The organism is Desulfosporosinus meridiei DSM 13257, from assembly GCF_000231385.2.
Taxonomy (GTDB): Bacteria; Bacillota; Desulfitobacteriia; order Desulfitobacteriales; family Desulfitobacteriaceae; genus Desulfosporosinus; species Desulfosporosinus meridiei.
The window spans coordinates 2,775,612-2,793,880 of sequence record NC_018515.1 but is presented as its reverse complement, the minus strand read 5'-3'; the positions used below and the strand labels follow the sequence as shown (position 1 = coordinate 2,793,880).

At 39.4% G+C, this 18,269-nt stretch carries 17 protein-coding genes and 1 tRNA gene; 15 read left to right on the top strand and 3 right to left on the bottom strand.

What is annotated here, in order from left to right; all coding sequences use genetic code 11:
• The first annotated feature begins 5 nt into the window (after window positions 1-5).
• The 6 genes from DESMER_RS12775 to DESMER_RS12755 all read left to right on the top strand — a co-directional run bounded on the left by DESMER_RS12775 (window position 6) and on the right by DESMER_RS12755 (window position 6,402).
• Window positions 6-2,780 carry a helicase C-terminal domain-containing protein gene (locus DESMER_RS12775; protein ID WP_014903476.1) on the top strand — a complete coding sequence of 925 codons (2,775 nt, stop codon included), beginning with the start codon at window positions 6-8 and terminating at the stop codon, window positions 2,778-2,780.
• 60 nt (window positions 2,781-2,840) lie between these two features.
• Window positions 2,841-3,377, top strand: coding sequence for a CDP-diacylglycerol--serine O-phosphatidyltransferase (pssA, locus tag DESMER_RS12770; protein WP_014903475.1), 537 nt, complete (start codon window positions 2,841-2,843; stop codon window positions 3,375-3,377).
• A gap of 620 nt (window positions 3,378-3,997) precedes the next feature.
• Complete coding sequence (locus tag DESMER_RS12765; RefSeq protein WP_014903474.1) at window positions 3,998-4,348, top strand: hypothetical protein; 351 nt, start codon at window positions 3,998-4,000, stop codon at window positions 4,346-4,348.
• 203 nt (window positions 4,349-4,551) lie between these two features.
• Entirely contained in the window at window positions 4,552-5,034 is a 483-nt protein-coding gene (locus DESMER_RS12760) for a hypothetical protein (RefSeq protein WP_014903473.1), read from the top strand.
• Between the two features lie 328 nt (window positions 5,035-5,362).
• Window positions 5,363-5,509, top strand: a complete 147-nt coding sequence (locus DESMER_RS23995; RefSeq protein ID WP_169315538.1) for a hypothetical protein — start codon at window positions 5,363-5,365, stop codon at window positions 5,507-5,509.
• Window positions 5,510-5,520: 11 nt separating this feature from the next.
• The gene (locus DESMER_RS12755; RefSeq protein ID WP_014903472.1) at window positions 5,521-6,402 is read left to right on the top strand and encodes a DUF1858 domain-containing protein; all 882 of its coding nucleotides are present in this window, start codon (window positions 5,521-5,523) and stop codon (window positions 6,400-6,402) included.
• Window positions 6,403-6,485: 83 nt separating this feature from the next.
• Here the strand turns inward: DESMER_RS12755 and DESMER_RS12750 are convergent, their stop codons facing one another.
• Window positions 6,486-6,674 carry a ferredoxin gene (locus tag DESMER_RS12750; protein WP_014903471.1) on the bottom strand — a complete coding sequence of 63 codons (189 nt, stop codon included), beginning with the start codon at window positions 6,672-6,674 and terminating at the stop codon, window positions 6,486-6,488.
• Between the two features lie 420 nt (window positions 6,675-7,094).
• On the opposite strand from DESMER_RS12750, the gene spo0A reads away from it, so the two are divergent.
• From spo0A to DESMER_RS12715, 7 genes are all read left to right on the top strand, one after another.
• On the top strand, window positions 7,095-7,892 hold the full coding sequence (gene spo0A / locus DESMER_RS12745) for a sporulation transcription factor Spo0A (protein ID WP_014903470.1): 798 nt from the start codon (window positions 7,095-7,097) through the stop codon (window positions 7,890-7,892).
• Between the two features lie 429 nt (window positions 7,893-8,321).
• Window positions 8,322-8,999: a dTMP kinase gene (locus DESMER_RS12740; RefSeq protein WP_014903469.1), complete on the top strand. Its 678-nt coding sequence runs from the start codon at window positions 8,322-8,324 to the stop codon at window positions 8,997-8,999.
• 29 nt (window positions 9,000-9,028) lie between these two features.
• Window positions 9,029-10,669, top strand: coding sequence for an ABC transporter substrate-binding protein (locus DESMER_RS12735; RefSeq protein ID WP_014903468.1), 1,641 nt, complete (start codon window positions 9,029-9,031; stop codon window positions 10,667-10,669).
• A gap of 112 nt (window positions 10,670-10,781) precedes the next feature.
• On the top strand, window positions 10,782-11,714 hold the full coding sequence (locus tag DESMER_RS12730) for an ABC transporter permease (RefSeq protein ID WP_014903467.1): 933 nt from the start codon (window positions 10,782-10,784) through the stop codon (window positions 11,712-11,714).
• 13 nt (window positions 11,715-11,727) lie between these two features.
• The gene (locus DESMER_RS12725; protein WP_427854261.1) at window positions 11,728-12,594 is read left to right on the top strand and encodes an ABC transporter permease; all 867 of its coding nucleotides are present in this window, start codon (window positions 11,728-11,730) and stop codon (window positions 12,592-12,594) included.
• Complete coding sequence (locus tag DESMER_RS12720) at window positions 12,557-13,537, top strand: ABC transporter ATP-binding protein (protein WP_014903465.1); 981 nt, start codon at window positions 12,557-12,559, stop codon at window positions 13,535-13,537. Before DESMER_RS12725 ends, DESMER_RS12720 begins: the two co-directional genes overlap by 38 nt.
• Window positions 13,534-14,571, top strand: coding sequence for an ABC transporter ATP-binding protein (locus tag DESMER_RS12715; protein ID WP_014903464.1), 1,038 nt, complete (start codon window positions 13,534-13,536; stop codon window positions 14,569-14,571). Before DESMER_RS12720 ends, DESMER_RS12715 begins: the two co-directional genes overlap by 4 nt.
• Before the next feature lie 53 nt (window positions 14,572-14,624).
• On the opposite strand, the gene DESMER_RS12710 is transcribed toward DESMER_RS12715, so the two are convergent.
• Window positions 14,625-14,700, bottom strand: a tRNA-Arg gene (locus tag DESMER_RS12710).
• A gap of 183 nt (window positions 14,701-14,883) precedes the next feature.
• On the opposite strand from DESMER_RS12710, the gene DESMER_RS12705 reads away from it, so the two are divergent.
• Window positions 14,884-15,786, top strand: coding sequence for a YitT family protein (locus DESMER_RS12705; protein WP_427854259.1), 903 nt, complete (start codon window positions 14,884-14,886; stop codon window positions 15,784-15,786).
• An 83-nt stretch (window positions 15,787-15,869) separates the two neighbouring features.
• Window positions 15,870-16,877, top strand: coding sequence for a hypothetical protein (locus DESMER_RS12700; RefSeq protein WP_014903462.1), 1,008 nt, complete (start codon window positions 15,870-15,872; stop codon window positions 16,875-16,877).
• Here DESMER_RS12700 and DESMER_RS12695 read toward each other — a convergent pair whose 3' ends face one another.
• Window positions 16,878-17,666: a polysaccharide deacetylase family protein gene (locus DESMER_RS12695; RefSeq protein ID WP_014903461.1), complete on the bottom strand. Its 789-nt coding sequence runs from the start codon at window positions 17,664-17,666 to the stop codon at window positions 16,878-16,880. It lies immediately after the preceding gene.
• Between the last annotated feature and the right edge of the window lie 603 nt (window positions 17,667-18,269).

The following is an 18,269-nucleotide window of genomic DNA, read 5'->3' as shown; positions in this document are numbered from 1 at the left end:
CATTTGTGGTCAAAGATATCGTGTTTTTTGATATTGAAACAGTGGGTTCTGAATGTTCACAAGGTAGAATAGTCCAATTATCAGCACTTCGAGTCCGTGAAGGACTGATTCACGAATCATGCTGTTATTCTTATCAACCGATTGACTCAGAAGAACCAGGTCGTCAAGACTATAGCCATAGAAATATTGACTTTACTAACGATAACTGGTTAGCTAAGCATCGTCAAGAAATTATTAATTTCATGAGTGAGGCAGTTTTAGTAGGTCATGAAGCGCACTTGTTCCTCACTATTCTTCAGCGGGAATTAAATTTACATTTTCTGCAGCCTTTTTGGGACACCTCAGAATTAGCAAGGATTTTCTTCCCTACACTGCATCATTATCAGCTCGATTTTCTAGCAGAAAAACTATCTCTTCCGTTAAGGAAAGAAGAGGAGCAACTACTAATAGAGGAAAAGACTTGGTTGACTTGGAAGCTTTATGAAGCGTGCTGGGAAAAGGGGTTAAAGTTTGATCTTAGTTTCTTTAATCAGGCGAATGGATTTATTGCTGAATGGACTGGCAAGGGCTTCTTTGAAGACTTACAGAGAGAAATAATTCGCACATTTCCAGAACGGCCGATTCGTACAGATCTGGTTCTTAGCCCATCTTCTGAGGGGTTATTTTCTGTTGAGAAAAGTTTTACAGTAAGGATTCCTGACTCGACAGACTGGGTTGTGGAGAACTTCGCTCCAGGAGGAAATCTTGAACAAAACATCCCGAGTTATGAGAGTCGATCGGGGCAAATGAAAATGGCCAAACTCATAGCAAAGGGATTCTCTTCCTCACAACATGTTGTTGTGGAAGCTGGCACCGGAACAGGAAAGTCGTTTGCTTATTTGATACCAAGTCTATGGTCTGCCAAAAAAACAGGCCATAAGGTCGTTGTGGCAACTCATACTATTCCCTTACAGGAACAACTTCAAAAGAAGGATATACCGATTTTAGAAGCAGTCCTGCCTTTTCCTTTTAAGGCATCAGTATTAAAGGGGAAAAGTAATTATTTCTGCATAAAGAAATGGCAGGGGTGCTTAGGCAATCGAGAAAACGTTGGTATGCAACAAAAATTGGCAGTGCTTACTATTCTAGTTTGGGTAAGGGAAACATTAACGGGTGATTTCCAGGAACTATCAAAAGTACCCGGCTTAATGGAACTTTGGCCTAATATAAATGCCGATAATGATATGTGTATTCCTGGAAGATGTTCAAAGGCAGGAGTTTGCTTCTTACTCAGAGCTCGTAAGAAAGCCGAAGAATCAGATGTGTTAATCGTAAATCATTCACTTCTTTTTTCTGATTTAAAAACAGATTATAATGTATTGCCGGAATATCATTACTTAGTCCTTGATGAAGCACACCAGATCTATCAAACAGCTTTACAGCATTTAGGCTCTGAATTATGTTTGGAGAATGTAACTAGGGCTGTAGATAGCATTTACCGATCCACAGGACTTAGTTTTTATTCATCTACGAAGCAACGTTTGGGATCTTTAGAAAATTTAGTTCCTTCTGTCCCTTGGGAGATTTTTAATAAAAGACTAGATGGGATTCCTGAAAACAGTGTAAGTGTCTTAAAACAAACTAAGGAACTATTTGATTTGTTGTCTTTGATTTTAGGATCGGAGAGAACATTCCGATTTATTGCCCAACATACTACCAGACAATGGTGGGAAGGGTTAAATGTTCAAATCGAAAACCTTACCGGAAGGATTAAAGCGCTACTTTCTATATTGGATAGTTTAGCGAGTGTTTTAAGTGAAGATGATGCTGATGAGGTCGAAGACCTTAAGTATGCGATATCCAGTCATCAAAGAGAGTTACAGGAATATGTAGAAACGCTTAAACTGGCAATAAACCTAAACAATCCTAAACAAGTTACTTGGTTAGAACAATCATCTAGATTGTTTCTGAAAACGTCTCCCATTGATGTTAGTGATACTCTAAGAGAAAAAATATTTTCTCGACTTAACTCGGTAATCATGACTTCAGCCACCTTGAGCATCTCAGATTCCTTCGAGCATTTTCTACAAGATATTGGTTTGCCTAGGTCAACAATTACTGCCCAGGTGGATTCTCCTTTTGATTATGAACAACAGATGCAATTAATTATCGTTAAAAATGGTATCAGACTTTTAGATTCCAAGGGACAGAAGGCTCCCGAGCTTGCAGACTTTATAGCGGAAGTCGCTGAGCGTATGCATGGTAGGACACTAGTCCTTTTTACTTCGCATGCAATGCTTCGGCAAACCTATGAGTACCTAAATCCTTTATTAGTTAGGACAAAGATCCAATCACTGGCTCAAGGAATACAAGGTGAACGCAGCAGTTTATTAGAAGCTTTTAAGAGAAATCCAAGGAGTGTTCTTTTAGGTGCTAATAGCTTTTGGGAAGGTATTGATATTCCTGGTGATACATTATCTTGCGTTATAGTAGTGAAACTTCCATTTTGGCCACCGACATTACCTTTAATTGAGGCCCGTTCCGAGTATCTGAAATCGCAAGGTAAAGATCCTTTTCGAGAACTCTTATTGCCCGAAGCCGTTATTCGCTTTAAACAGGGATTTGGACGCCTCATTCGATCAAAGGAGGATAGAGGAATAGTTATTTTATTAGATGACAGAGTGATTGAAAAATACTATGGTAGATTTTTCCTGGGGTCCTTACCCATAAAAACCCATGTTCGTGGGGAAAACAAGCTCGTATTTCGTAAAATCGAGGAATATACTAGTCATTTAGGCTAAGAGCTTTTATAATCACCTTAAAAATGATAAACTAGAGAATATCAAGAGGAGGAGGTTCAAATGAAGGGAAATCCAATTACTACTAGTATGATCCCAAGTATTTTTACATTAGCAAATCTGCTTTTTGGTTTTTTAGCCCTAATTTTGGTTATCGAACAGCAGTATACTCTGGCGGCTGCAATGATAGTTCTTTCGGTTTTAATGGATAGTTTAGATGGTAAGGTTGCCCGCAGACTTTCGGTGAGTTCTGATTTCGGTAAAGAACTGGATTCATTGAGTGATTTGGTATCTTTTGGGGTTGCTCCAGCTATTCTTACTTATCAAGCAATTTTATACCCCCAACCGGACTACGTAAGATACATTGGACTAGGTATTGCAGCAGTATTTGCTTTATGTGGAGCAGTTCGTTTAGCTCGGTTTAATATGCTTAATATTACTACGTATTTCGTAGGTGTCCCCATCACCTTTGCCGGTGGGTTTATGGCCTTATTAATGTTTTTTCGCAATATGTTGCCTTGGTATATTTATCTAGGGAGCATGTTAGTTTTAGCATGTCTTATGGTTTCGAGGATTAAAGTGGCAAAGTTAGGGAAGTAGAGGGGACTTGTATCACACAGCGCTCCGTGCTTACGACGCAGAGCAAACTAACCGTTTAAGCTCTTTTCTCTGGGGAGCGGGGTTCCCGCCAGATGAGCCATCCTTGGCTCACTGGCGGCAGTGCACGTCCGTGTGCACTGCCCCGTATCTGGGTCGCTTAAACGGAAGTTTGCTTTTCTGCTTACGTAAAGACTCCGCGCTCGTGTGACACTGCGTCCCTGGTCTTGGGACGGGGGAACGTTGTTTGGGAGAAGGCACATTTCGTGTGCACCTTCCGGCTTGGGTCTTAGTAGACGGTGGGAGATTCATTGTTAGGTTAAACGGAAGTTTGCTTTTCTGTTCACGTAAAAGACTTCGCGCTTATGAGACCTGCGTCCCTGGTCTTGGAACGGGGAAGACGTAACTGTGAAGAAGGCACATTTCATGTGCGCCTTCCGGTGTGGGTCTTGGATCTCCTAGATCACAATTACTTTGGTATAAAATCTATTAAAAAGTTAATAAAAGTAACGAGAGAGCGGATAAGGAAATTACCTTTTCTGCTTTTTTCTTTTTATCACCCTTACTAGAGCAAAGGCATATAGTATGGCACGGGAACAGAATTGCTTTAGGGGGGGCATATTATGGATAATCAACAAATAAGCTGGAATAGCGTAGGTTTACGTATGGTTCAGGGACTAACAACAACCATTGATGCGGTACGTCAGTTAGATGTTCAGGAAGCATCTTTAGTTATGAGGCTGTTAGGGAAAAGCTGTACACGCATGATAAAAGAAGGAGTGGGTCATCAGTTTGGAATTGCCTTGATTGAGACCAGCGCGCAATTAGCTATGAAGGAAAAGTTAGTTTTAGAAGATGTTCTAAAGGTGATTACAGGTATAATTGGACGACTGTATTTCACAGCAAATACTGAGGAAGAGCGTTTGCTCGTTGCACAACTTGAAGAAGCTGTGAAGAATTACCAATCAGTTTAGGATATCAATATTTACTGTGCCTGCATACATTACCACTGAGCGTTGGAATCAAAGGCGTGTAAAGGAGGACTGAGATATGCGTATTTATTATGTCCGTTTACCGGAGTTTGTGCTTAATGTATTAAGAAAAGTTTTTGGCTAATGTGGTCTTAAAGTAGCATTTCCCTCTTAGAATATAGTAGAGACAAGCAAGGAGGGATATTATGCGAAAAAGTCGATATGTTTGGTTACTTGGGATATCGCTGTTTTGTCTAATGACAATCGTTGTCTTAAAGACTCCTCAAGCAGTGATATCGACTCTGGCAGATCCGCAATACGGGGATTCATCGAGGGAAACGATTCAACAATTTTGGAAGTTTATGGACCTGAGGCAAACTGATTTAGCTCGTGAACTGTTAAGCCTACCCAAAGACTCTATGGATGAAAAAGAATTCAAGACCTGGGAATCTCTTGTAAACAAAGATCCGCTACTGTCTTTACAAAAGGTTGAATTTATGAATTCAGACGCCAATGATTCACAAGGGATTGTTGTACGGGTTTCATGGACGTCAACGGTAGAAAAAGTGCAACAATTTGTCTTTTCTATGAATTTGGTAAAAACCGAAAAGGGTTGGAAAATTCAAGGGATTAAGCGTATTAACGACCTCTCGTATATTGGAGGGGAAGATCATGGAAGGTCAGTATAGGCCTTACAGTTCCAAAAGTTCAAGCAAAAAAAAAGCACCAATGCGCTTGTACGCGGGTTTTATCTACTTAACTATTGGGTTGGTTTTGTATCTGTCTACTAGATGAACTATAGGGAACTAAACCACGGTATACCAGAAAGGTAAAACGTGGTTTTTTTCTTTAATAAAGAATTTTGAGCTTCTGAATAGTTTGTCTTCTATTGGTTTAAACTGAGGTTGAAATTAGTTTGCTTAGAGCGTGCTCAAAGACACTCTGAATCGTGTCTTAGATCACACTTAAGAGTTTTTCTTTCTGATAAGATTATAACCATAAAAGGAGGTCGTTTATATGGCAGACGTAAAAAAAGAGGCTCCTGAGTTAGAATGTGCTAACTGTGGAACAACAAGTGAATTAACCCCAGTGATGACATATGTTCATCAAGGCGAAGAGAAACATGTGTGTACGCGTTGTTTGCCAATGCTCATTCATGGTTAGGAGATGAGTAAATGCGATTTACACTTGATATGAAATTAAAAGATATTATGTCTTCGAATCCCAAGACAGCAGAAGCTATGCAAGAATTGGGATTGCATTGTTTGGGGTGTGCGTTTTCAGTTAATGAAACATTAGCTAATGCTGCCCAGATGCATAATATTGACCCAAATGTTCTACTGAAAAAGGTCAATTCTGTGGAACAGGGGGAAATGTCAGCAGAGGCTGCGGCCAAAGCTCAACCCCCTGGAGGAATACTGCAAATGGATAAGAAAACTTATTCAATTGCACCCCATATACCGGCAGGTGTCGTGACTCCGGAAATTTTGCGAAAGATTGCTGATGTCTCAGAAAAATACCATGCTCAGGCAATTAAAGTGACTTCAGCTCAACGTATTGCTATTGTAGGATTAAAGCCGGAAGATGTTCCTAAGATATGGGACGAATTAGGCATGGATCCGGGTCATGCAGTAGGATTATGCGTCCGAAGTGTTAAGGTATGTCCTGGTGATACCTTCTGTAAAAGAGGTCTGCAAGAAACATTGGCTTTGGGTATGGAGATAGACAAACGCTATCATGGTATGCAATTGCCATCAAAATTTAAAATTGGTGTTGCTGGCTGCCCCAATAAATGTACTGATTCTGCTTCCGTAGATCTGGGATTAATGGGTACCAGTAAAGGATACCACTTGTATGTAGGAGGAAATGGTGGAGTTAAGCCACGACAGGGGAATATTCTTTTAGAAAACTTAAAAAAGGAAGAAATATTACCAATCATGGATGCTGTCATTTCATACTATAAAGAGAATGCAAAACCCCAGGAAAGAATTGGGCGCTTAATTGACCGTGTTGGGATTGAAGGACTACGAGAATTTGCAGAGCAGGCAAAACAGTAAGAGTAAGAATAAGAGTAAGAAACAGTAAAAGCGGATGAAAATCATCCGCTTTTACTGTTTCTTACTAACCTAATCAATCTTTACTAATTGACATGGATAGCATCTGTTGGACAGCCGTCAGCTGCATCTTTAGCAGCACCCTCAACTTCACTAGGAACTGGATTTGTATACGCTACAGCTAATCCGTCATCTTCCATTTTAAAGACCTCAGGACAAAATTCGGGGCAAGCTCCACATCCAATACATGTGTCTTTATCGACTGCAGCTATCATAATACTTCCTCCTTTTAAGATCATTCGAGGATAGTATGTCCATAATGACAATAAACTTAACATAAAACGGGCCAATTTTGAAAGTTTTCACTATAATTCATCTTTCATGTTAGAATCTTTATGTATTCAACTCATAAGTTAGATAAATCTCGATTGTGTTCACATTAATTCGCTAATAATATAGGGAGTATTATTCTAAATGAAAAATATTAGACTATTTTGCGATAAATATAAATTCCATAAATATCCATATAACCCCATTGTGTGAAGGAATTACAGCATTTTTAACTGGATAGGGATGTTGCCTTATTATTTGCGATTTCGACATCTGCCTTAGCGTATAATAAAAGCACCGGAAAGATGCAAATGCTAATCAATATAATTGAACCGGAATACAATTAAGGCGGGATGAATTGTATAATGAGTAAGAAAATAAAAATAATTGTCGCGGATGATAATAGGAATTTATGTCAAATGCTACAAAACTATCTCCAAGGCCAAGAAGACTTAATCGTTGTTGGAGTTGCAAATAATGGGTTAGAAGCTTGGGAACTCATTCAGAATCAAGAACCAGACTTGATTATTCTTGATTTAGTGATGCCTAATTTAGATGGTTTAGGCGTATTAGAAAGAATTAACTCACGAACAACTTTGAATCGACCTAAAATTATAATGCTCACAGCATTTGGGCAAGAATCATTAACTCATCAAGCTATGATGCTGGGGGTCGACTATTTTATCCTTAAACCCTTTGATTTAGATATTCTCAGTAAACGTATTCGCTCATTAACTCAGGATATCCCATCTTCTCAACCTGCTCAGAATAGTTCAGTTGCCCCAGTTGTAACAAACGTAGGAAGCGGTTTGAATTTGCATGTTGAAGTTACGACAATGATGCATCAAATTGGGATTCCAGCTCATGTGAAAGGATATCAGTATATTAGAGATGCCATCCTAATGGTAGTCGAGGATGTATCTTTACTAGGGGCCGTAACCAAAGAGCTATATCCAAGTATCGCAAAGAAATTCGACACTGCTCCAAGCCGAGTAGAACGTGGGATTCGACACGCAATTGAGCTGGCTTGGGAACGCGGACATACAGATACCCTAAAAAGAATTTTCGGATATTCCATGAATATTGAACGACAGAAACCGACTAATTCCGAATTTATCGCCTTACTTGCTGATAAATTACGCGTCATGAGTAAGGTTTCATAAATCTATCAAGAACATAGCCTAATAAAGTTTTGAGGTTCAAAAGATACTTAATATTGATTGAAAAAATGCCTAACAATAAAAACCAGCTTAAGACGCGCTTCTGTGTTTTAAGCTGGTTTTTATTCCGCTAATTTTATAGTCTAAGGATAGTATAGACAATTTTAACTTCGATATAGACATTACGGTTAAATAAAGAAAGTTAAGGGGGAAAAGCTAATAATATTTATTATAATTGGAATTAATTTCATACAGGGGTATGTTCAAATTCAAAAGGAAATACTGCTTTTTGATTTATTGTGTGAAATATTAACTTTCAACACTAAAAGTGTTGTTGAAAAGGGTTTTTATTGATAGACTAATTACCATAAAGCCACGTTAATCTCTAATAATCCCAAATTTAAAAATAGCCAATAAAGGAGTAGGTATTTCTTGAATGGTAAACTAATCGTAATCGAAGCAGGGGATGGAAGTGGTAAGGCAACTCAAACTAAATTGCTGTTTGATAAACTATCCTCTGACAATTATAAAGTTAGACAGGTCGAATTTCCTGATTATGGCAGTGATTCTTCTGCTTTAATCAAAATGTATTTAAATGGGGAGTTTGGCAATGACCCTAACGATGTTAATGCATACGCAGCGTCAAGTTTCTATGCTGCAGATAGATTTGCATCCTATAAAAAAGCATGGGGACAGTTCTATCAGGATGGAGGTATTGTACTAGCAGATCGATACACCACTTCAAACATGGTTCATCAAGCAGCCAAAATAACAGACCCAATTGAGCGGAAGTTGTTTCTAGATTGGTTATGGGATTTGGAGTTTGTTAAGTTTAAGCTCCCAATCCCAGACTGCGTTATCTTTCTGGATATGCCTCCAAAAGTAAGCCAAATACTTATCAACAGTAGAGCATTGCAAACTGATAATGGTGAAAAGGATATTCATGAAAGGAATCATGATTATTTAGTTCATTCCTACAACAATGCCACACAGTTAAGAGAATCATACGGATGGGAAAAGGTCAATTGTGTAGACAACGGAAAGCTGCGAAGTAGGGAGGATATACATAAGGACATTTATAGAATTGTTACCAAAGTTATAAAAACTTGAGTATTATTCATAACGGAGGAGGGAAGGGAATGCTTGCTAAGAAAAATTGGGTGATATCTATCGCTTTTTTATTGATAGGAACTATAATTTTGTCTGGCTGTGGATTGAACACTGCCTTGAAAAACGAAGAAAAACCGACCAGATCAACCCCTGTAGATGGCGGGGTTTTCCGTTTTGGAATGATTTCAAGTCCCTCTGCTCTTGAACCTGCTTTTTTAGAAGAAATTAATGGTATCGAAATTTGCAAAGAACTCAATGATGGATTGATAAGATATGACCCTAATACCCTAGAGATAAAACCTGCAATAGCAGAAAGCTGGGATTATTCAGAAGACAAAAAAGTTATTACGTTTCATATTCGGAAAGATGTAAAGTTTCATGACGGAACGAGTTTGAAAGCTCAGGATATTATAGATGTGTGGAATCGTTTAGCCGCTAAAGATACACTATCCCCTTTAGCCTTTCTACTTGAACCTATTGTTGGGTTCGCTCAAGTGAACAGTGGAGAACTTGAAACAATTTCTGGATTAAAAACCATTGATGATTATACACTGGAAGTGACCTTAAAAGAAAAAAATATAGTTTTTCTGACTTCTTTAGGGCACCCTGCATTAAGTATTTATAAGCTCGAGGCTGCGAACAAAGCTGGGAAAGATTTCGGCACGCCGGCGGCAAGCCCTGAGACATTAATTGGAACAGGGGCCTTTAAGTTTGTTAAGTGGAATGCTGATCAAGACATAATCCTAGAAAAATTTACTGATTACTATGGAACTAAGGCCCATGTGGATAAAATCTTTTATAAAATCTTTAAAGATGAGTCTACAGCTTTTAACGAGTTCCGCGCAGGAAATTTGGATTATGTGGATATGGTTCCTCCGGGTCAAAGACAATCTATTCTCGAAGAACTCCCGGATCAAATTCTAAAAACAACTACACTCACAACACAGTATATTGGATTCAACCTAACCAAGGATCCATTTAAGGATAATATAAATATCCGAAAAGCCATTGCTTATGCTCTTGATATTCAGAGTATCGCCGATACTGTATTAGAGGGTAGTTCTATGGTGTCAAATGGTCCCTTACCTGATACAATGCCAGGTTATAATATTGACCTTAGAGCACCAACCTTTGACAAGAAAAAAGCTAAAGAATACTTAGCTTTAGCCGGGTACCCTGAAGGGATCGGACTTGCGCCTATTCAATACGCCTATAACTACACGCAAGAAAACCAGAGGGTTGCGGAAGCCTTTCAAGCCCAGCTTAAAGAGGTGGGAATTCAAGTTAATTTAATGAATATGGAATGGGGTTCATACATTAATGCTATGCAATCCGGTGAACTTCAAATGTTCCGGGTGGCCTGTGTCGCTGATTATCCCGATCCAGACAATCTCTTACGAATGCTTTATTCCAAATCTCAATGGGGAATGAACAATGTTACTTTTTATTCTAATCCGGAAGTTGAGCGGTTGCTGACACAAGGCTTCGAGGAAACTGACATGACAAAGCGAATGGCGATCTATAAAAAGATACAAGAGTTAATTGTAGAAGATCAACCGGCAATTTGGACCTTTAGTACAAACTATCTCCGTATATATGGAGATAGGGTTCATAATTTGACGATTAATGCTCTTGATCAAAAAGATATGCGTAGTGTGTGGTTATCATAGAATATTGGGCCTCTAAACAGGAGTTTATGACCTCTTCATAAACTCCTGTTCAATGTCAAGCGACATATTAAGGACTATTAGAGTCCGCGACTATTAGGAAGAAGGTAAGTTTGTGATACGTTTTATCATTTGGCGTATTCTTCAATGCGTCCCTGTTGGTTTAGGGATATCAATGCTAACCTTTATAATGCTGTCTCTTGCACCGGGGGATCCAGTAACCTTAATGCTGGGCCAACACGTTTCTCCTCAAATTATGAACAATGTCCGCCAGGAATTAGGATTAGATCTGCCTTTTTTTAGTCGTTATCTTCACTATATCTGGAATATCCTTCACGGGGATCTTGGCCGGTCCTATATTCAGCACCAAGAAGTAACTACGATGCTCCTTGACAAAATACCTATTACCTTTAATCTGACATTAGTAGCAATGACCTTCGCAATTACAGCTGGTGTGCTCATTGGTGTATTGTCTGCAGTTAAGCAGCGCAGCCCTTGGGATACTTTTGCTACGGGTTTTACGCTGCTAGGTATATCCGTACCGAGCTTTTGGTTAGGAATGATACTGCAACTGATATTTGGAGTTATACTTCGTATATTGCCGGTTAGTGGCTCTGGTGGTGAGGGATTTCACCTACAATATTATATTCTCCCCGGGTTTACCTTGGGATTTGCCTCTATGGCAATGTATGCAGGATTAACTCGTTCGGGTATGTTGGAAGTCTTACGAGAGGATTATATTCGAACAGCTCGTGCCAAAGGACTTTCCAAGCCTGTGGTAGTCTTTAAGCATGGATTGAAAAATGCACTTATCCCAGTTACAACTCATGCGGGTATGGACTTTGCAAGCCTGATGGGGGGAACTGTTTTAACAGAGATGATTTTTTCTCTTCCTGGGATAGGTACTATGCTTATTAATGCAGTCTCCCGGCGAGATTATCCTGTTGTACAAGGCGTTACGCTCTTTTTAGCCCTTGTATTCGTGTTGGTAAACCTGGTGGTAGATATTTTATATGCAGTTTTAGATCCGCGCATAAGATATGATTAATGCTTGGGAGGAGGTGGCAAACTTGAAATTATCAAAGGGGTCGCAATTTGGACTTGTAATTGTTGCCTTGATGACCCTTGTTGCCATTCTTGCTGAGACTATTGCACCCTACGATCCGATGCAAGTTGTTTTGAAAGATTCTTTGCAAGGGCCCAATTATAAACATCTCATGGGAACAGATTTGCTAGGGAGAGACATCTTGAGCAGAATTATTTTTGGTGCAAGAGCTTCATTTTTGATTGGAGTTATAGCAACAAGTATTTCTTTGCTTATTGGAATCATGGTTGGCTCTGTTTCAGGATATTATGGAGGATGGGTTGATTCCTTAGTCATGAGATTAACGGATATTTTTTCTGCATTTCCTTATTTTCTGATGGCAATTATAATAATGACTTTCTTTGAACCAAGTATGATCTCAGTCTTTTTGGTATTAGGTATCGTAGGATGGACAAATTATGCCCGACTTGTACGAGGACAAGTGATCTTAGTTAAGGTTAGCTCATATGTAGAAGCTGCTCGTTCAATTGGTGCAAAGGATGGTCGAATCATACTTTATCATGTCTTCCCAAATATATTATCTCCTTTAATTGTCTATACGACAATGAATATTGCGGGGGTTATTTTAGCTGAAGCTGGGTTAAGTTTCTTAGGCTTGGGTGTACAACCACCTACTCCGAGCTGGGGAATAATGTTATCTGAAGGCAAAGACTTTATTTTTAATGCCCCTTGGCTGATTTTTTGGCCAGGCGCAGCCCTATTATTCTCGGTAATAGGTTATAATTTATTGGGATATGGCTTGCGTGATAGGCTAGATCCCCGTTCTAAGCAAGGAGGAGAAAGTAATGGGTCGAGACTTGTTAATTCATGTCAAAGATCTTAGAACTTACTTCTATACCGATGTCGGAGTAGTTAAGGCTGTTGATGGTGTTAACTTAGAGATTAGATTAGGGGAAACCCTAGGGATAGTTGGAGAATCGGGTTCAGGAAAAAGTTTAACCGCCATGTCTATTATGAGACTAATCTCGTACCCAGGCAGGATAGAGAGTGGAGAAGTGCTTTTTCATGGTAAAGACCTGCTTAAAGTGTCGGAAAAAGAAATGATGAAAATCCGGGGTAATGAGATAGCGATGATCTTTCAGGATCCTATGACATCCTTAAATCCGGTACTTACAGTTGGGGAGCAGATAATTGAGAGTATTGTCCTTCATCAGAAAGTGAGTCGCTCTATGGCTAAAAGAAGGGCTATTGAGATGCTGGAAAGAGTTGGTATTCCTGAGGCGGAAGATCGGGTGTATAATTATCCGCATCAATTTAGTGGAGGCATGCGTCAACGAGTTATGATTGCCATGGCGCTATCTTGTAACCCTAAGCTTCTTATAGCTGATGAGCCAACAACAGCGCTTGATGTTACTATTCAGGCTCAAATTTTAGATTTAATGAACAACCTACAGCAAGAATTGGGCACTGCTATTATGCTAATTACGCATAACTTAGGTGTTATTGCAGAATTATGTCAAAAAGTATTAGTTATGTATGCCGGGAATACCGTTGAATATACAGATGTCAATACATTGTTTGCTAAGCCAATGCATCCTTATACTTCTGGAATGTTGGAATCATCCCCTAGACTTGCGCTAAGAAAACAACGATTGGATCCCATAGAAGGTCATCCCCCCGATCCATATTGTTTGCCTCAAGGGTGTAATTTTGCTCAGAGATGCCGTCGAAAAATGCCAGTTTGTGAGCGTGAGAAGCCTACCTTGTTTGAAATCGAGCCAGCTCATTTTGTAAGTTGCTTTTTATACGAAAGGGTAAAAATATGATTGGAGCTAATAAAGCAGCAGAGACACTTTTGAAAGTTGAAAATCTGAAGAAATATTTTCCTATTAAAAAGGGACTGATTATTCAAAGGCACGTTGGTGATGTTAAGGCAGTTGACGGAGTTTCCTTCGAGATTTATCCTGGGGAGACCCTGGGTATGGTTGGAGAAAGCGGGTGTGGAAAGTCTACCCTTGGGCGGACTATTTTAAGATTACTTGAACCGACTAAGGGTAAGGTGATTTTCGACGGGCAGACTCTTAATGAGCTGTCTCGCGAAGAAATGCGCAAAATTCGCAGTCAAATGCAAATGATTTTTCAAGACCCTTTGGCCTCGTTAAATCCTCGAATGAGGGTACGAGATATTATCGGCGAACCTATTGTAATTCATGAAGTTCTAAGTCGAGTGGAGAGGGAAAAACGTGTTTCTAAGCTTTTAGATGTTGTAGGACTCAACACTCATCACGGGGAACGCTATCCTTATGAATTCTCAGGAGGTCAACGTCAGCGGATTGGTATTGCTCGGGCGTTGGCTGTCAATCCCAAGTTAATTATTTGTGATGAACCGGTTTCTGCTTTAGATGTGTCAATTCAAGCTCAAGTAATTAACCTACTGGAGGATTTGCAAGCAGAGTTTAATTTAACCTATCTTCTCATTGCTCATGATTTGGCTATGGTTAAACACTTAAGTAATCGCATAGCAGTTATGTATTTAGGGAAATTAGTAGAACTTACAAGCTCAGAAGAATTATTTCTGAACCCTCGACACCCTTATACTATTGCCTTATTATCTGTAATTCCGCTTCCATATCCTCATCAGAAAAAAGGTAGAATTATTCTAAAGGGAGACACTCCAAGTCCAGTTAATCTTCCTTCAGGATGCCGTTTTCATACCCGTTGCCCTAATACGCAAGATATTTGTAAAGTAATGGATCCGGAGTTAATCGATATAGGTAATAAGCATTTTGTAGCTTGCCACTTGACAATTAATACTTATGAAAAGATAAAGGTTGGCAACTCTGTTACCAACCATCAATAATTATTTCAAAGAAAATTATAAAGCCACAACAATGGGTTGTGGCGTATTTATCATGGTGCGCCCGGCGGGATTTGAACCTGCGACCTCCGGCTTCGGAAACCGTCACTCTATCCACTGAGCTACGAGCGCTAATTGAGGCACTTCAATACTTTATCCAATTATATGTAGTTTGTCAAGTTAAAATTAGCGAGTACAAGTAGCAGGTCAATATTTGTTGCTATATACTAGATCGAGGTATACTAGATTGAGGTTGTTTTCAATGAACATATGATTTGTCACTTGAAAGGCGCTACTGTATAATTTAAGTTTAAAATGTTTAGCACAATTGTGCAGAAATGGAGGTTTCTATTGATAAGACGGATTCGAGATTACTTCACTTGGCAGTTGTTTAAGCACTTTATTGGAATTATAATCGGTTCATCGGTAGTAAGTGTGAGTATTAACACATTGATAATACCTAATGAAATCGCCGATGGTGGAGTTACAGGAATAGCAATCCTTTTGCATTACTTATTTAATTGGCCGGTGAGTTGGGCCGTTCTCTTTTTAAATCTGCCGTTATTCTTCCTGGGACTTCGAATGGTAGGCAGGGATTTTCTAGTATTCAGTATAGTTGGTGTCGCTGTACTATCCGCTACCTTATCACTGACGGCGCATCTGCCAGCCCTAACTCATGATACTCTGCTGGCCTCTATTTCCGGAGGGGTACTCACAGGTATAGGGATGGGTTTAATTTTTCGATCTCGAGGATCCCTTGGCGGCACTGATATCTTAGCAGTACTGCTTGCAAGAACGACTTCTTTTAGTGTCGGTCAAATATTGCTTGGAATTGATGCAATAATATTCTTATGTGCAGCTCTTTTATTTGGGCCAGAGGTGGCAATGTATGCTATGATTTATATGTTTATTGCTACACGAGTGGTGGATCTTGTTCAGGAGGGCCTAAGTGTATCTAAGTCAGTTCTGGTGGTAACGTCCCAACCTCAGAGAATTGCAGAAGAGATTATTGAAAAACTTGAACGAGGAGTTACACTTTTCCAAGCAACTGGTGCTTTCTCAGGTGAAGCTAAGCAAGTTGTTTATTGTGTTATTAATCGCTCAGAACTTTCTCAAATTAAAGAAATTGTTCGTAATTATGACCCTCAAGCTTTTGTGGCGATTTCTGAAGTACCGGAAGTGGTCGGTGAAGGCTTTTCATCTTGGAAAGGACATTAAGAAATTCTTTGATTCAAGATCTTATTGATTGTTGCAAAGAACTTCTATAGAGTTATTAAGCTAGCTTGAAGCGAGGGATAGGATTGTTTACACGACGTAAACGTGGTTCGAGAAATCTTTGGAAGATTTCAATTGTTTTACTGGTTATTTGCTTAATATATACTTTCGGGCCGTCAATTTGGCGAATTCAACATATGAAGCAGGCAAGAAGTGTATACGATGTTTCTATAGTACAAGAAGATTTACAGTGGATTGAGAAAAAAGGATGGTTAAAAAAGCTACCTTACGTTAAAGAAACAAAACTTTGGGTTGCTCTTAATACTGGTAGTGCAAGCCTAGACGTATCAGAGTTAGCCTCATACCAAGATGAAAAGCATCATTTTTGGTTATACCTTTATTATTTGCCAAAGGACAAACAGTCGGCGCAAGACGTTTTGGACAAAATGAGTGAAGATAAGGTTAAGCAATTGGCAAAGGCATTAATGTCAATCTCTAATGGCAAGCCCGAAGAGTCGCTTAAAGTACTCTCGGGGAGCAATCAAGAATGGAAAGAGCTATCAACTGATGAACAAACCCTAAGGCATTTAATCGTAGCTCAAGCAGCTTTGATTAGGGGAGACCATCAGACTGCCCAGGTTGAGCTTCAAACTGCCCAACAACTAAATCCCAACAACCCTGCAGGTCTTTCACTATCCTTTGATGAGGCTATTGCTGATGGGCAATGGGCAAGAGCTATAGAACTTAGCCGGATGATTGATGCTCAAACATGGCGGCCGACTAATGTGTTGTATGAGACTAAAAAGGCTATTCTAGCAGTTCGCGTAGGCGATACCATAGGTCTGTCTAAAAGCCTTTCCGTAATAGAAGGGCTCCATCAAGGGGATGCCTCAATTAAGTACGTGAATGGAATTAAAGCATTGACAGAAGGGGACTTAGACAAAGGGAAAGAATTACTTGATCAAGCTCAAAAAGAAGGGTTAGAGGGCGAATTGGGAGTTGATGCCCAAAAAAGTCTGAATCAAATTGTTGAGCGTCTGAAAGCAGATAAAAGTCTTCAAAAAGTGGTGGCCGAAATGAACGAAAAATGGTAGTTATCTAGCTGTGAGAGGTTCTTCTTTTAAATTACTCTCCGGAGGCCAGGTGCTGCTTGCTTTTGAAAGCAATTGTCCAACAGGAATTAATGTATTTCCTTTAAGTCTAAGGCTCTTAATAACAGTGGGCAGTGCTTCGACAGTATCCGGAGCAGAATCAGAAGCGTGAAATAAGATTATATCTCCTGCCTTAGCGCCGCTTCCTGCGCGGGAACCATTAAGTACATTGTTAATAACAGCGCTTGGTCCAGGACGTTTCCAGTCAAGAGAATCAACACTCCATTGGATCACCCGATAACCTAATTTATCAGCAGTGGCAATTACTTTGTTATTATAGGCACCGTTGGGGGGACGAAGTAATCGTATTTTCTGATTTGTTAACGGTTCGAGAACTTGCTGGGCTGCAATAATCTCTTTTTCAATTTCTTCCGAGGCCAGTGTATTAAGATCAATGTGACGGTTTCCGTGGGAACCGATCTCGTGCCCCTCTGCGACCATTCTGTGCACTAACTCCTGATGTTTCTCGGCCCAGGGACTTGAGAGAAAAAACGTAGCTCGAATGTCTTCTTGCTTAAGAATATCTAGTATGGGCTCTGCTGTCTTTTCCCCCCAACTAATATCGAAGGTCAGACCAATAGCTTTACTGTCAATGTTCACAGAGTAGATAGGCTTTAATTTCCCAGAGAAAACGGAAGTCACATTTTCACGATAAGCAAGCATGACGAATAAAAGGATTCCCCATAAAGCTAGATTTCGCCATGAGGGACGTTTGAAAATAATAATCCGCATTTTGGCACTCCTCCTTCGACTAAAGGATATTCACACAATAGCCGGATGATGTAAGATAAACAAAAAAACGCCTAAAAAAGGCGTTTTTAATATGTTGTTTTTTAATCTCTTTAGTTAACGATAGATAAATCGTTTGCTTGTCTGAATTAAATCTACTTTGAACAACAGCTTTAGGAAAAAATGTAAGACTATAAAAGTTACAGCAATAAAGACGAGTATTCGTATTAAGAAAAATGTAACAGCGAATACCAAGGAAAAGACCTTGCTTAGAATTAGGGCAGAAAGATATAACCCTAGTACAAGAATGATGATTTTAAGTGCGAACAACCAATAATTTGAAGACTGTGTAGGACGATAAGCATTCAAGCCAAACACTCCCTTCTGAGCTTAAGATTATCATATTTCGACTTTTATGTCTAGATTACAAGTTAGTTCGATCCGAACTACTTAATAAAACACATGTGCAATTTGAGGCATCAACTGATGTCTTTAAACAATAGTAAGTAATCCAAAATATCCGACTACTCTGTAGCAGGGGCAAGTTAAAATGTTATGTATGGAAAAATCAGCAGTGCTTTTTATTTGAAACTTATATCTTTATGA